We start from the raw sequence: 13,775 nt of genomic DNA, 5'->3' as shown, positions 1-13,775 counted from the left end.
AAATATGCTAATTAATTGATAAAAGGGACTTAACCGCGGAGTTAAGTCCCTTTAGATTTCTATTGGTTAAACAATTATAGTACTTCACCTTTCGGAGTGACATTCCGATGAGATTAAGTTCTTTTTATTTTCAAAGAGTTACATAAATATCTCTAGCTTACAATGACTTAATCTACCTTATAAATAACTTCCCTTAACGTTTTCACAATAAACTCTAAATCTTCGTCTGTTGAGGATAATGGTGGTGAAAGCGTAAGAATATTATTATATCCTGCAACCGTTGCGCCGTTTTTACCAATAATCAATCCCTTATTCTTACATTCGGCGATAATCTGATCAATTTTAGCAGGAGCCACTGGCTCCTTGGTTTGTTTATTGTCAACTAGTTCAATCCCTAGCAGCAAACCAAAACTGCGAATATCACCAACAAGCGGATGATTACTTAATTCATTTAGTCCTTGCCTTAACTGTGCACCTAAAGCTTGAGCACGCTCTACTAAATTTTCTTTTTCATAGATTTCTATATTTTTTAGTGCTACCGCACATGCTGCAGGGTTTCCGCCAAACGTGTTCACGTGCCGGAAATAACCAAATTCATCTGCACTCTTGAATCTTTCATATAAATCACGGCGAACAGCAGTGGCCGATAGTGGAAGATAACCGCTGGTAAGCCCTTTCGCCATTGTGACAATATCAGGTTTAAGGTCAAAGTGCATATGGCCAAATTTTTTCCCCGTTCGGCCAAAGCCGCAAATTACCTCATCCATTATGAGGAGGACTTCATACTTTTGGCAGATTCCCTTTACTTTTTCCATATAAATAGGATCCGGTACCAGGACACCTCCCCCGGTGATGACTGGTTCCATAATGATCGCAGCAATGGATTCCTTGCCTTCCCATATGATGGTTTTTTCTATTTCTAAAGCGCATTGCAGATTAAATTGTTCAACCGTCTGCCCTTCTGGACGACGATAACTATCCGGCGGGCTAACATGAATATAGCCTGGAGCAAGAGGTTCGTAATTAAACTTCCGAACAGCCTGCCCAGTGGCAGCCAAAGCCCCCATTGAATTCCCATGATAGGCTCGATAACGCGAAATAAATTTATAACGAGTTGGTTCCCCATTTTGCTGGTGATATTGACGAGCAATTTTAAAAGCGGTCTCATTTGCTTCAGAGCCACTGTTGGAGAAAAAGATGACATAATCCCCTTCTAACCACTCATTTAATTTCTCTGCTAGCTGGATGGCCGGGATATGACTTTGTGAAAGTGGGAAATAGGAAAGGCTTTTTAATTGTTCGTACGCTGCCTGGGCTAACTCTTCTCTTCCGTATCCCACATTTACACACCATAATCCAGACATGGCATCTAAGTATTTTTTACCATTGATGTCCGTAATCCAGGATCCTTTTCCTTCTGCTGCAACGGTTGGGGCTGCTTTTTCTTTATATGGAGACATATGATGCCATAGATATTGCCGGTCTTTTTCAAGCAATTCTTCTGCTTTATTTTTGATCATGGACATTTACCTTCGTCCTTCCTGTTTCAAAATTTCAGGCTTTTGTTTAAAATTAATGAAAACGGGAACGTTTTTTCCACTAAATTTTATAAGGTGTACCACTCCTTCATTAACCCGGGGAGGATCCATTTTTCATATCGCTCTATGACTGCTCTTTCATTGACTGAGAATAGCTCTATTGCCTTTATTCGGGCAATGAACCGCTCTTTCATTGACCCGGGAAGGTTCACATTCCCCTTATCGGTCAATGAAAACTTTTTTTCATTGACCCTGCGTGAGGCCTTTGGATAATCAACCAGCTTCTAGAAGAAAATCCTTAAAGAAAAGCAACACTGTCTCTCATCCTATTCATAACGAGCAGTCAGCATTTTCTTCCTCGTATAAAATTCGACGCCGTCTGTACCATTTGCATGTAAATCACCATAGAATGAATCTTTGTAACCGGAAAATGGGAAGAATGCCATTGGAGCTGGCACCCCAACATTAACCCCAAGCATCCCTGCATCAATTGTTTCCCGGAACTGACGCACGGCTGAGGCACTGTCGGTGTACAGGCAGGCACCGTTCGCAAATCTCGAAGCATTGGCAACATCAATGGCTTCCGTTAAACCTTTTACTCTAACGATCGAGAGAACCGGTGCAAAAAGTTCCTCCTGCCAAATTTTCATATCTTTCGTAACATTATCAAAAATAGTAGGTCCCACGAAGTAGCCTGGTCCATTAATGGCTTCATCCTTACGACCGTCTCGCACAAGGGTAGCACCTTGAGCAATACCGGACTCGATATAGTCTATAGTCCGTGTCTTATTCCCTTCACGGATGACTGGTCCAAGGAAAACACCATCAGCAAGACCATTCCCAATGATTATTTCATCCGCTAAAATAGATAATCGCTTGACCAATTCATCTGCAATACTTTCTTCCACCGCTACAACAGCGGCTGCCATACAACGTTCTCCAGCTGACCCAAAAGCTGCGTTAGTAATTTCTTTTGCGGCCAAATCCAGGTTCGCGTCTTTTAATACGATCGAATGATTTTTGGCACCAGACAGGGATTGGACCCGCTTCAGATTTGCGGTTCCTTTTTGATAAACATATTTTGCAACAGGCTGGGAACCGACAAAAGAAATCGCTTTGACATCTTTATGTTCGAGCAGCCCATTGACCACATCATGGGCACCATTGACAAGATTAAGGACTCCGTCTGGCAGGCCGGCTTCAGCCATTAATTCTACTAGGCGAGCCGCAAGGAGTGGTGTCCGTTCTGATGGTTTTAAAACAAATGTATTTCCACACGCAATCGCAATCGGGAACATCCAGCATGGAACCATCATGGGAAAATTGAATGGAGTAATCCCGCCTACCACTCCCAGAGGATAGCGATACAAACCAGATTCTATATTCGTAGCGATATCGGGCAGATGTTTACCCATCATTAATGTCGGTGCACCTGCTGCAAATTCAACACACTCAATTCCACGCTGTACCTCGCCCATTGCTTCCGAAAGAGCTTTACCATTTTCAATTGTGACAAGCTTGGCCAGTTCATCCCAATGGTCAACAAGCAGCTGCTGATACTTAAATAAAATCCGTGCCCGTTTTGGAACTGCTGTCTGGGACCATGTTTTAAAGGCCTCTTTCGCAACTCCAACTGCCTGATCGACATCTTCCTTTGTAGAAAGCGGGATTTCCGCTATTGTCTGGCCTGTTGCTGGATTCACTACAAATTCTGTTTGATCAGATCTTGAGTCGACCCATTCTCCTCCAATGTAGTTCTTTAAACGCTTGATTCCTTGTGTAAAAATTGTCATTCCCTCCTTATTTCTAATCTGGATATGCTAATCTTTCTTCCGCTTTCAAGGTTGACAGTTTTGTTGTTGAATCAATCTCACGGAAAAATACTTTCGGGCCGCAGGTGTTAATAGGTGAATTGTTTCCGTTTCCTTTGCACCATTGCTGTCCTTTTTCTCAAAATAAACATATGCTCCGCTTAAATTTTCCGTAATCGTTTTAATTTGAAATCCTTTTTGAATGTAATAATCAACTAAATCTCGTTCTTTTAGAAACTGTTGATATTCGGACATTATGCCTTTACTCCTTCCTCTAGTTTATTAGAGAAGGGGTAAAAATCCATCTTTCTATAACCCGGCTTCTCTTGTAATCTCTTAAAATGTTAGAGTACTTTCTTGTTCGGACTTTTTATCAGATCTATACTTCGCTCGTTTTAAAAATTGTCCGGCACCTGGTTTTCCAACAAACTGTTTTTCACGGATAACAAATTCACCTCGTGAAAGAACGGATACTGGCTCTCCTGTTACTTTCATTCCTTCAAATGCATTATAATCAACGGCCATATGGTGCGCTTCAGCCGAGATGACGCGTTCCACAGTTGGATCAAAAATAATAATGTCAGCATCTGCACCAATAGCAATGGTCCCTTTTTTGGGATACAAACCAAATAATTTAGCGGCCTTTGTGGAAGTAATATCGACAAACTGATTAATCGAAATTCTTCCTTTCTTAACCCCCTCGGAGAAAAGAATACTAACACGGTCCTCGATGATTGGTCCTCCGTTCGGAATTTTTGAAAAATCACCTTTCCCAAGGTCCTTTTGACCAACAAAGTCAAAGGAGCATTGATCAGAACCTAAGGTCTGCAATTGTCCTGTTTTTAAGCCATTCCATAACTCGGATTGATTCCATTTCTCACGTAAAGGCGGAGACCAAACGTATTTTGCTCCTTCAAAATTTGGCTTTTCTAAGTAGGATTGATCCAAAACCAAATACTGTGGACAAGTTTCTCCCCAGATATCGACGCCTTTGCTCCTTGCTTCGGCAATTTTACGGGCAGCTTCCGCACATGATACATGGACCACATAAAGTTGAGATTTTGCCAGTCCTGTTAATGTGGCAGCTCTGCCAGTTGCCTCTGCTTCAACTTCTGGCGGCCTTGTCAGGGCATGATAAATGGGATCAGTATTACCTTCTTCCAAGGCTTTTTTGACTAAATAATCAATCACATCACCATTTTCCGCATGAACCATGACGAGGGCGCCAAGGTCTCTTGCGGCAATCAATGTTTTGAATAGTGTTTCGTCATCGGCTTGGAACTGATTTTTATAAGCCATAAATACTTTTAGTGAAGTGATACCCTCTTCTTCAATCATTTTAGGCAGCTCGGCTAGTTTTTCATTATTCATTTCTACAATTTGAAGGTGGAAACCATAATCAATAACCGCTTTATCTTTTGATTTGGCATGCCATGTATCAACGGAACTTTTTAATGTTTTCCCTTTTGTAGTTAAGCAGAAATCAATGATGGTTGTGGTTCCGCCAAAAGCAGCGGCAATCGTACCAGTTTCAAAGTCATCCTTTGTAACCGTTCCGCCAAACGGCATATCGAGATGGGTGTGTGGATCTATTCCTCCAGGGAACAAGTAACAGCCTTTTGCATCAATCACTTCTGCTCCAACGGCGGGCAAATTCGCTCCAATTTGAGTAACAACTCCATTTTCAATACAAACATCGGCCCGATAGGTATCGGCTGCCGTTACAATGGTTCCGTTTTTAATGATTTTTTTCATGCTAACCCTCCATGTCTCATTTGAAAATTCAGTCTCTTTATTTTTTTACAATATCAGTTTCACAAGAAAGTGCTCCGAGTGCCGCTTGTCTTTCATTCCATGTCATTGGCGGAAGTTCACTTGGTTCTTCAATCATGTCAATTGCACCATCAACCGGACAGACGATGGAACATAAATTACAGCCGACGCAGTCCTCTTCCCTTACTTTGAGAATGCTGTTTCCTTGTTCATCTTTCAGCATATCGATACATTGATGGGATGTGTCCTCGCAGGCAATATGGCATTTATTGCAATTAATGCAAACATCATTATTGATTCTTGCAACAATACTATAGTTCAAGTCAAGGTTGCCCCAGTCAGAGTATTTCGGTACAGATTTACCAATAAGATCCATGACAGAAGCGATGCCTTTTCCATCTAGATAGTTATTTAACCCTTCAATCATATCCTCGACGATTCTAAAGCCATGGTGCATGGCAGCCGTACAAACCTGGACACCGGTTGCCCCCATTAACATGAATTCGACTGCATTTTGCCAGTTCGATATCCCACCAATTCCAGAGATCGGGATATTAATCCTAGGATTTCTAGCACACTCCCCGACCATATGTAAAGCAATTGGTTTCACCGCTGGCCCGCAGTACCCTCCGTGTGCCCCCTTCCCGCCAACATGTGGAATGGTGTTCCAAGTATCAAGATCGACCCCTGCTAAACTATTAATCGTATTAATCATACTAACGGCATCTGCACCACCACGTACCGCCGCCTCAGCTGTAGTCGTAATATCGGTTATATTCGGAGTGAGTTTTACGATTACCGGAGTCTTAGCTACTTCCTTTACCCAAAATGTTTGTTTTTCAACAAGTGCCGGTACTTGCCCTGATGCAGATCCCATCCCTCTTTCTGCCATTCCATGAGGACACCCAAAGTTTAATTCAAGTCCATCTACGCCCACCGCTTCTACTTTTTTTACAATCTCATGCCATTTTTCTTGTTTTGGCTCGACCATTAACGATGCAATGATGGCGTGATTTGGGAAACGCTTCTTAGTTTCGGCTATTTCTTTAAGGTTCACCTCTAGTGGGCGATCGGTAATCAGTTCAATATTGTTAAAGCCGGCTACTTTTTGTCCGTTAAAGCTGACGGCTGCAAATCGTGAAGAAGTATTGATGATCGGCTCACCCAGTGTCTTCCATACGGCACCGCCCCATCCTGCCTCGAAGGCGCGTTGGACTTGATATCCTGAGTTTGTCGGGGGTGCTGACGCTAACCAGAATGGATTTGGTGATTTTATTCCAGCTAAATTAATCGATAAATCCGCCATAATCCTACCTCCTTTTTATTCCTATTTAGTGAGCCTAAGCTGTTTCAACAATCGAAGGACTAAGTAATTGATGAATAGAATAGGCACTTTCTTTCCCTTGTTGTACGGCAGATACAACCATTGCATCTCCCTGTTGTCCTTTTCCAAATATGACATCTCCACATGCAAACACCTTTTGATTGGATGTTTGATAATTAGCTGGATTAATCTTCACCACTCCACCGTTATGCTCTAAATGAAACTGTTCGATCAGTTCCACATATCTGGATTGACCATTAGCTTTTATAACGGCATCAACTTCAAGGATAAATTCAGTTCCTTTTATTGGAACAGGATTCCGGCGTCCATCTTCCCCTGGTTCTGCCAGCTCCATTTTGATACATTCGATCCCGTTTACATTCCCATGCTCATCGCCTAAAATCCTTACTGGCGCCGTAAGCCATCGAAATTCAACCCCATCTTGTTTAGCGAAATCATATTCAAATTCGTAAGCGGTCATTTCCTCCGATGTTCTTCTGTAAAGGATTTTGACATTGTCGGCCCCGAGACGAACAGAACTCGTTGCTGCATCGATGGCGGTGTTTCCTGCACCAATTACGGCAACCTTCTTTCCAAGAAGTTGACTAGAAATTGGTTTTGTTTTTGTTTCTCTTACAAATTCGATTGCGTCAAATACGCCTGATAAATCCTCGCCGCTTATCCCCAATTCCGGAACTTTGGACATGCCAATCGCGAGAATGATAGCATCATAGGTTTTCAAGATTTCTTGTACTGAAATATCTTTGCCTACTCTAGTGTTTGTTCGAATTTCTACATTCAAGCTCTCGATTTGCTTCACTTCCCAGTAGGAGATGTGGAGAGGAAGCCTAAACGCCACAATTCCATATGTGTTTAATCCTCCGGCCTTTTCCTCTGCTTCGAAAATAGTAACTTCATAACCCAGCAAAGCTAGTTCCCTTGCAGCCGACAAGCCCGCTGGTCCCCCGCCGACAATTGCAACCTTTTTCCCATTTTTCTGTCCAGGTCTAAACAGGGATTGCTCATTTTGGATTGCCCAGTCCGTCGCATATCGCTGAAGGTTACCGATCATGATTGGCTTGGTAGAATGGTTCAAAACGCAGGAACCCTCACATAATTCCTCCGTTGGACAGACGCGTGCACAGCTAGCCCCAATTGGATTTGCCGTTAGAATGGTTTTGGCAGATCCTTTTAAATTGCCAGAAGCAATTTTCTTGATAAATGATGGGATATCAATCCCAGTTGGGCATGCTTTAACACATGGTGCATCATAGCAGTAAAGACAGCGATTCGACTCTTCCATTGCTTCATGCTTTGTTAATGCAGGGATTATTTCTTGGAAATTCCGACTTAAATCTTTAGATGAAATTTTTGAATGATTTTCCGCACTCAATTGCCAAAACCTCCTTCATTTGAATAAATAATTAATTTAAAGGCTTGTTAATCTTGGATGTTAATTTCCGCTCCAGGCGCTTCCATCAACATCGTTATAAAATCCTCAAGACCTTTTACAAAGCAATTAAAAAGAGAGTACAGTCTCTAACAGGACATTTACTCCTTTTGCGCAATCCTCCCAGGTGGTAAGCTCCTCTTCACAATGACTTTTTCCATTGATGCTTGGAACAAAAATCATCGCAGTTGGTATATAGCTTGCTAGGAATTGCGCATCATGACCGGCACCGCTCACCATTCTTTTATACGAGTAGTTTAATGACTTAGTAGATTTCTCTAATAAATCGCATATTTTTTCATCAAATAAAACGGTTGAGCGGTCCCACAATTTTTCAGTTTGGATGTCACAGCCCTCATTAGCCTGAGAGTGTTTGAGACTTAAGATAATTTCTTCAACTTGCTTAATGACCAATGGATCTTTATGTCTAGCCTCTAATGAAAAAACTACTTTATTCGGAATAACGGTATGAATGTTAGGAAGGACATTCATTCGGCCCATGGTAAAAACTAAATCCTTATCAAGAGCACTAAGCTTTTGACGGGCTTCGCCGATCAAGTTATTGGCAGCAAAGAGAGCATCCTTTCTCATGTCCATTGGAGTGGTACCAGCATGGTCGGATTCCCCTGTAATCTGAATTTCATAACAAACCATCCCAAGCACACATTCCACTACACCGATTGATAGGGACTCCCGTTCTAGAATCGGCCCTTGTTCAATATGTAATTCCAAGAATGCTGCTGCTTCTTTTAATCGGGATTCCTCTTTGCCAGCGTAGCCGATTGAATGTAACGCTTCTTCAAAAGAAATACCAGCCACGTCTTTTTTCTTTACCATTGCAGCTTTATCGAATTTACCTGACAATACTCCTGAGGCCATCATGGATGGTTCAAATCTTGCTCCTTCTTCATTTGTGATATTGGCGATTACGAGAGGAATACGAGGCTTAATGTTATTTTCAACTAATGCACGGGCAACTTCTAAACCAGCTACTACGCCTAACACTCCATCAAACCGTCCACCTTTTTTAACGGAATCTAAATGGGAACCAATCACGAGAGGCGGCTTTTCTTCCACCCCAGGTAATTTCGCATAAATATTTCCCATATCATCAATTTCGACCGACATCCCCAACGCTTTACAGCAAGAGCAAAAATAATCCCTTGCTAAACGATCTTCTGCAGATAGGGCCAAACGTGTTACACCATTGTTTTCTGTACGTCCGAAATTTGCAAATTGTTCAAGCGCGGCCTGTAATCGTTCTCCGCTGATAATAATTTTTTGTTGTTCCATAATCTATTATCTTCCCCTTTCATTTCTTTTTGGTGTAGACAATGTACCTTTATTATTTCTTAAGCAGCCGACCTCTTCCTAATCGCTAAGCTCTAGCAAACCAATGTCTTTTATATGTTTTTTATATGTCTTTATAAAACCCTAGATTGATTATCTTTCTTATTCTGACAACATTCCATTATATGGTAAGATAACCTGACAGATTAATTAGGAAAGCGGTAATATTACTACATAGTTGTTCTAAAGGTCCTCTCCAGTAATTCATGCATATAATTTACGAAAAGTTAACAAATTGTGAAGATCATCATTATGTTATAGCAATTGTTAATTCACGGTTTCTAACGTTCCAAGGGGTCCATAAATTTTTTTGGCATCGATTTAAAAACTGCTGCCTTTCTTCGAAATTTATGTAAACGGATACATTTTAGAACAAAAAACCTGATCCTATNNATAGGATCAGGTTTTTTGTTGTTTTGAAACATATTTATTATTAGTAACCCAGAAACGCCAAAGATAGTCTCGGGCTTCACCGGAGTTGTTAATTCCAATCCTTTTTCCGGCTGATATGCTTTCCGGGCAGATACCTTTGGCAATATATAAAGGTAGAGAGGTCAGGGCGCGGCTGTAGTCTTCCATTGAAATGCCCATTGATTTTGTTAGTTTGCCAGGCCCGTTCGTTAATTTTGTTAGTTCTTCAATGCCTCTTCTAATTTTCATTAACTCAATACCGAACGCAGGTTCAAGAGCACGGACCAAAACGGCTTCTGGTTTTTCTTCACCTCCGCTAACTACATTGAAAAGGCAGTGAGTATGCATTACATAAGTATAGGCAAGACCGGAACGATGGAACATAACCTCTGTTCTTTTCGTACGCCTGTTTTGATAGCTATGAGCCGCCCTGTCCCCTGGACCAATGTATGCCTCTGTTTCTACAATATAACCTGCCGTAACTCCCTCCTTTGTTTCTTTTACAAGGAGACAACCGAGTAAAGCTTTTGCAAGTTCAAGTGTGGGCTGTTCATAAAACTCCTGAGGTAATGGTTCGATATCCTTAAAAAAATCTGCTATGTGTATTCACTCCATTGGCATAATTTGTTTTATTGTAAGATTGCTATTTACTTTAGATTGGCTTATCTTTCTCTGTAATAAACCATCCACCAGATTTTCTTTCTATATTAAAAACCTCTTCATCAAATTGTTTTCTCAAGACTTTATATTCCTCATTTTCTATTTTAACCATTGCTACTTTTATTTTCTTAACGGTTATTTCTGGCTTTTGGACTTCAAAAATAAGGTTATGCATAATAAAGAAAGTTCTCTGGCGTTTCATTCTCTCCACTTCCTTCCCCTACTTTTCTTATATATAGAATTTGTCAGCTATGATAAATATCCTTGTTATTTTTTTGTAAAAATAAAATTTTTTTTTAAACTGCTTCTAAAAATATATTTCTCCTCATTGGACATCTACTCCTCTAGCAGTGATTATATGAAAATTTACAGAACTTTTTCATTAAATTAGCATTTACTTAACAATTCTTAATTAATATATTATTAGTGGGGCTAGCAAGAGTGTCTATCATGGGTATTTGGCAAAGTTAGAGCCCTATTGGTTTTCATTTTACATAAAGATAAAGTTCATTTAAAGGAGTGGTATCATGCAAGACCAATTAGTTCAATATAACGGGAAAAATTATGTACTACTTTACCGATACTCCTCAGATTATTGCGAAATCCAAGATACGAAAAACCGATATCAAATCCTTCTAGTTGAATACTCCAAACTTTCTTTTAAGACAAATTAACGTTCTAAACTAAAAAAGAAAGTTCATTATCATTAACCAAAAGGGCATGGAAAATTTCCATGCCCTTTTTATTTTGCCTGTGTTAAAGGTTTTTGTTGACTTTTAGCATGTTGATTGGAGCGAAAATCAACAGCCTAATTTAACACAGCCTTTATTTTTAAAGACCCGAACGAACAAAAACCACTGCATTTTTACTAAGACTTCAGTTACATAAAACTAAAACCAATCTTTACATTGTATTCATATTAGATTAACAATCTCCTTTTATAGTTTAGTAGTAAGCAAAAATTAAAATTTGATGAAAAAATCATTAATTTTAATTAAAAACTTAGGAGGTTATCATAGTGTTTAAAAACAAACTAAAAAAGAAAATTCTGCCGGTTGCAGTTCTGTCCACAGTAGCATTTGGGACACTGCTTGGTACCCTAAATCATGATGTAAAGGCAAATGAAGTAAAACAAAACAATGCTGAAATCAAGAATGTTATTTTCTTAATTGGAGATGGAATGGGCGTTTCCTATACATCTGCTTATCGTTATTTAAAAGACAATCCATCAACAAAAGAAGTTGAGCAAACAGAATTTGATAAATATCTTGTTGGACAACAGAAAACTTATCCAGAGGACCCGCATCAAAATGTCACAGATTCAGCCGCCGCTGCAACTGCCATGTCTGCTGGTGTTAAAACCTATAATGCAGCCATTGGTGTAGATAACGACGGTTCATCTGTAAAAACGGTTCTTGAAGCAGCGAAAGAAAAAGGTAAATCAACTGGATTGGTTGCAACTTCCGAAATTACCCATGCCACACCTGCTTCTTACGGTGCACATGATGTCAGCCGTAAAAACATGAATGCCATTGCTGATGATTATTATGATGAAATGATCAATGGCGGCCATAAAATTGATGTTATGCTTGGCGGCGGCTTAAGTAACTTTGTTCGTCAAGACCGTGACCTAACAAAAGAGTTCCAAAAAGATGGCTACTCTTATGTAACTAACAAAGAACAAATGCAAAAAAACGACAGCACAAGAATGTTAGGCTTGTTTGCTCCGGGCGGAATGCCAAAAATGCTTGATCGTGAGGCAACTATGCCTTCTTTGAAAGATATGACAGATACAGCCTTAAATAAATTAAGCCAAAATAAAAATGGTTTCTTCTTGATGGTAGAAGGAAGCCAAATTGACTGGGCTGGACATGACAACGATATTGTTGCCGCTATGAGTGAAATGGAAGACTTTGAAAAAGCTTTTAAAGCGGCCGTTGACTTTGCTAAAAAGGACAAACATACTCTAGTTATTGCAACAGCGGACCATTCAACTGGCGGATACTCAATCGGTGCTAGGGGCGATTATAACTGGTTTGGAGCACCTATCGCCGCAGCAGAACGCACACCTGACTTTATGGCAGAACAAATCGCCAAAGGTGCAGATGTAGAACAAACACTAAAAAACTATGTTAATTTACAACTAACATCTAAAGAAATCGATTCTGTCAAGGAAGCAGCTGCATCTAAGAATGTAACCACTATTGATAATGCGATTGAGACTATTTTTGATAATCGTTCCGTGACAGGCTGGACAACTGGCGGACATACGGGTGAAGATGTGAACGTGTACGCATATGGACCTGGCAGCAACTTGTTTGCCGGAAATATTGATAATACGGACCAAGCTAAACATATCTTTGATATTTTAAAAAATGGAAATTAATCTTGATAAAAAAAATATCTATTTTTCCCGTTGGGCTTTGGTGTTCAACGGGAACTTTTTTGAAATCTACTATCCTATCTGAAAGGTGACCATCCTATGAAAATATTGACACCATTCATACTTGTTTTACCTCTTTTCTTGTTTGGCTGTAATGCCGTTCAAAATATAGAACCTACTGCAAAAGCAACTGAAAAACAAGAACAAGTATCTGACAACAAGAAAGATAATTCAAATAATGAAAAAAGTAGAGCTAAAACTTTATCTGATATATATGTCCCTAATCCACAAGTATCCGATGATACCAACCTCCTTCAAGTAGGGCAAACGATAAAAGATAGTAAAGGGACAATAAACTTAAAAAAGATTGCCGCACAAAATAAGAATTATACAATTGGGCCAATTGAAATGAGAATCAAGAATGTAAAGATCATTCACAATATGCCGACCTATTCGTTAATGGATTACTTTCATTATTACACCGAGGACTATGAAAAATTCGATTTTATTAAGGTGGAAGTGGAGCTAGTCAATAAATCAGACCAAACCGTACATTTTGGACCAATTGCACATCTAACTACAAGTAATGGTGAGACAAGAACTTTCGAGGATGACTTTTATATAGAGTATTTAGGCGGAGAAATGGAGCCAAAAGGCTCAAAGCAAGGAGCACTTGGTTTTATAGTTAAAAAATCAACTCCCGAAATAAAATGGATAGACATTCAAACTAGTGATGTGCTTGATCAAAACCATAAAGAATTAGGTAAGTCGCAAAACATAAATATTGAATTTAATTGAGATTTAATTTAGAAAATTATTTGACATTTCAAACACTGGTGTTAATATTAAACATGCAGGTAATAATTACAAATAAATATTGAGAATAAATCATCCGCTAGAGGTGCCTTTTTAAAGGGCTGAGATTGAAGTACTACTTCGGGACTCTATGAACCTGATCTGGTTAATACCAGCGTAGGGAAGTGGAAAACGGGATATTTGAGTACGCATGTATTTCATTTCAAATGACCAAACCACTTTCATATATGGAAAGTGGTTTTTTTGTTTTTCACTTATT

Annotated in this window: 12 protein-coding genes and 1 riboswitch; of the genes, 3 read left to right on the top strand and 9 right to left on the bottom strand. The window is 39.7% G+C overall.

Annotation, left to right across the window (positions count from 1 at the left end; all coding sequences use genetic code 11):
• Positions 1–167: 167 nt before the first annotated feature.
• From COD92_RS10945 to COD92_RS10905, 9 genes are all read right to left on the bottom strand, one after another.
• Positions 168–1,520, bottom strand: a complete 1,353-nt coding sequence (locus COD92_RS10945) for an aspartate aminotransferase family protein (RefSeq protein WP_098530702.1) — start codon at positions 1,518–1,520, stop codon at positions 168–170.
• Between the two features lie 344 nt (positions 1,521–1,864).
• Positions 1,865–3,331: a CoA-acylating methylmalonate-semialdehyde dehydrogenase gene (locus COD92_RS10940; RefSeq protein ID WP_098530571.1), complete on the bottom strand. Its 1,467-nt coding sequence runs from the start codon at positions 3,329–3,331 to the stop codon at positions 1,865–1,867.
• Positions 3,332–3,376: 45 nt separating this feature from the next.
• Complete coding sequence (locus tag COD92_RS10935; protein WP_098530570.1) at positions 3,377–3,604, bottom strand: hypothetical protein; 228 nt, start codon at positions 3,602–3,604, stop codon at positions 3,377–3,379.
• Between the two features lie 81 nt (positions 3,605–3,685).
• On the bottom strand, positions 3,686–5,104 hold the full coding sequence (hydA, locus tag COD92_RS10930; RefSeq protein WP_098996311.1) for a dihydropyrimidinase: 1,419 nt from the start codon (positions 5,102–5,104) through the stop codon (positions 3,686–3,688).
• A 37-nt stretch (positions 5,105–5,141) separates the two neighbouring features.
• On the bottom strand, positions 5,142–6,428 hold the full coding sequence (gene preA, locus COD92_RS10925) for an NAD-dependent dihydropyrimidine dehydrogenase subunit PreA (protein WP_098996310.1): 1,287 nt from the start codon (positions 6,426–6,428) through the stop codon (positions 5,142–5,144).
• A 34-nt stretch (positions 6,429–6,462) separates the two neighbouring features.
• A complete protein-coding gene (locus COD92_RS10920; RefSeq protein WP_098996309.1) occupies positions 6,463–7,839 on the bottom strand; it encodes an NAD(P)-dependent oxidoreductase in 1,377 nt (458 codons plus the stop codon).
• Positions 7,840–7,965: 126 nt separating this feature from the next.
• Positions 7,966–9,189, bottom strand: coding sequence for a Zn-dependent hydrolase (locus COD92_RS10915; protein ID WP_098996308.1), 1,224 nt, complete (start codon positions 9,187–9,189; stop codon positions 7,966–7,968).
• A 456-nt stretch (positions 9,190–9,645) separates the two neighbouring features.
• Positions 9,646–10,236 (bottom strand): DNA-3-methyladenine glycosylase, encoded by a 591-nt coding sequence (locus tag COD92_RS10910; RefSeq protein WP_176541216.1) that lies wholly within the window; start codon positions 10,234–10,236, stop codon positions 9,646–9,648.
• Between the two features lie 73 nt (positions 10,237–10,309).
• Positions 10,310–10,519 (bottom strand): hypothetical protein, encoded by a 210-nt coding sequence (locus COD92_RS10905; protein ID WP_098996306.1) that lies wholly within the window; start codon positions 10,517–10,519, stop codon positions 10,310–10,312.
• A 325-nt stretch (positions 10,520–10,844) separates the two neighbouring features.
• Between COD92_RS10905 and COD92_RS31915 the strand changes: the two genes are divergently transcribed.
• From COD92_RS31915 to COD92_RS10895, 3 genes are all read left to right on the top strand, one after another.
• Positions 10,845–10,991, top strand: a complete 147-nt coding sequence (locus COD92_RS31915; RefSeq protein ID WP_176541210.1) for a hypothetical protein — start codon at positions 10,845–10,847, stop codon at positions 10,989–10,991.
• Positions 10,992–11,335: 344 nt separating this feature from the next.
• On the top strand, positions 11,336–12,703 hold the full coding sequence (locus tag COD92_RS10900; RefSeq protein WP_098996305.1) for an alkaline phosphatase family protein: 1,368 nt from the start codon (positions 11,336–11,338) through the stop codon (positions 12,701–12,703).
• Between the two features lie 96 nt (positions 12,704–12,799).
• Positions 12,800–13,498 carry a DUF4352 domain-containing protein gene (locus COD92_RS10895; protein WP_098996304.1) on the top strand — a complete coding sequence of 233 codons (699 nt, stop codon included), beginning with the start codon at positions 12,800–12,802 and terminating at the stop codon, positions 13,496–13,498.
• 89 nt (positions 13,499–13,587) lie between these two features.
• A riboswitch (TPP riboswitch) is annotated at positions 13,588–13,696 on the top strand.
• Positions 13,697–13,775 lie beyond the last annotated feature (79 nt).

Source organism: Bacillus sp. AFS037270, from assembly GCF_002585305.1.
The sequence above is the reverse complement of the archived record's forward strand: the minus strand, read 5'-3'. Positions and strand labels throughout refer to the sequence as shown.

Coding starts and splice junctions, on each gene's coding strand:
- COD92_RS10945 (WP_098530702.1), bottom strand. CDS start 1,520: ATGATCAAAAATAAAGCAGAAGAATTGCTTGAAAAAGACCGGCAATAT.
- COD92_RS10940 (WP_098530571.1), bottom strand. CDS start 3,331: ATGACAATTTTTACACAAGGAATCAAGCGTTTAAAGAACTACATTGGA.
- COD92_RS10935 (WP_098530570.1), bottom strand. CDS start 3,604: ATGTCCGAATATCAACAGTTTCTAAAAGAACGAGATTTAGTTGATTAT.
- hydA (WP_098996311.1), bottom strand. CDS start 5,104: ATGAAAAAAATCATTAAAAACGGAACCATTGTAACGGCAGCCGATACC.
- preA (WP_098996310.1), bottom strand. CDS start 6,428: ATGGCGGATTTATCGATTAATTTAGCTGGAATAAAATCACCAAATCCA.
- COD92_RS10915 (WP_098996308.1), bottom strand. CDS start 9,189: ATGGAACAACAAAAAATTATTATCAGCGGAGAACGATTACAGGCCGCG.
- COD92_RS10905 (WP_098996306.1), bottom strand. CDS start 10,519: ATGAAACGCCAGAGAACTTTCTTTATTATGCATAACCTTATTTTTGAA.
- COD92_RS31915 (WP_176541210.1), top strand. CDS start 10,845: ATGCAAGACCAATTAGTTCAATATAACGGGAAAAATTATGTACTACTT.
- COD92_RS10895 (WP_098996304.1), top strand. CDS start 12,800: ATGAAAATATTGACACCATTCATACTTGTTTTACCTCTTTTCTTGTTT.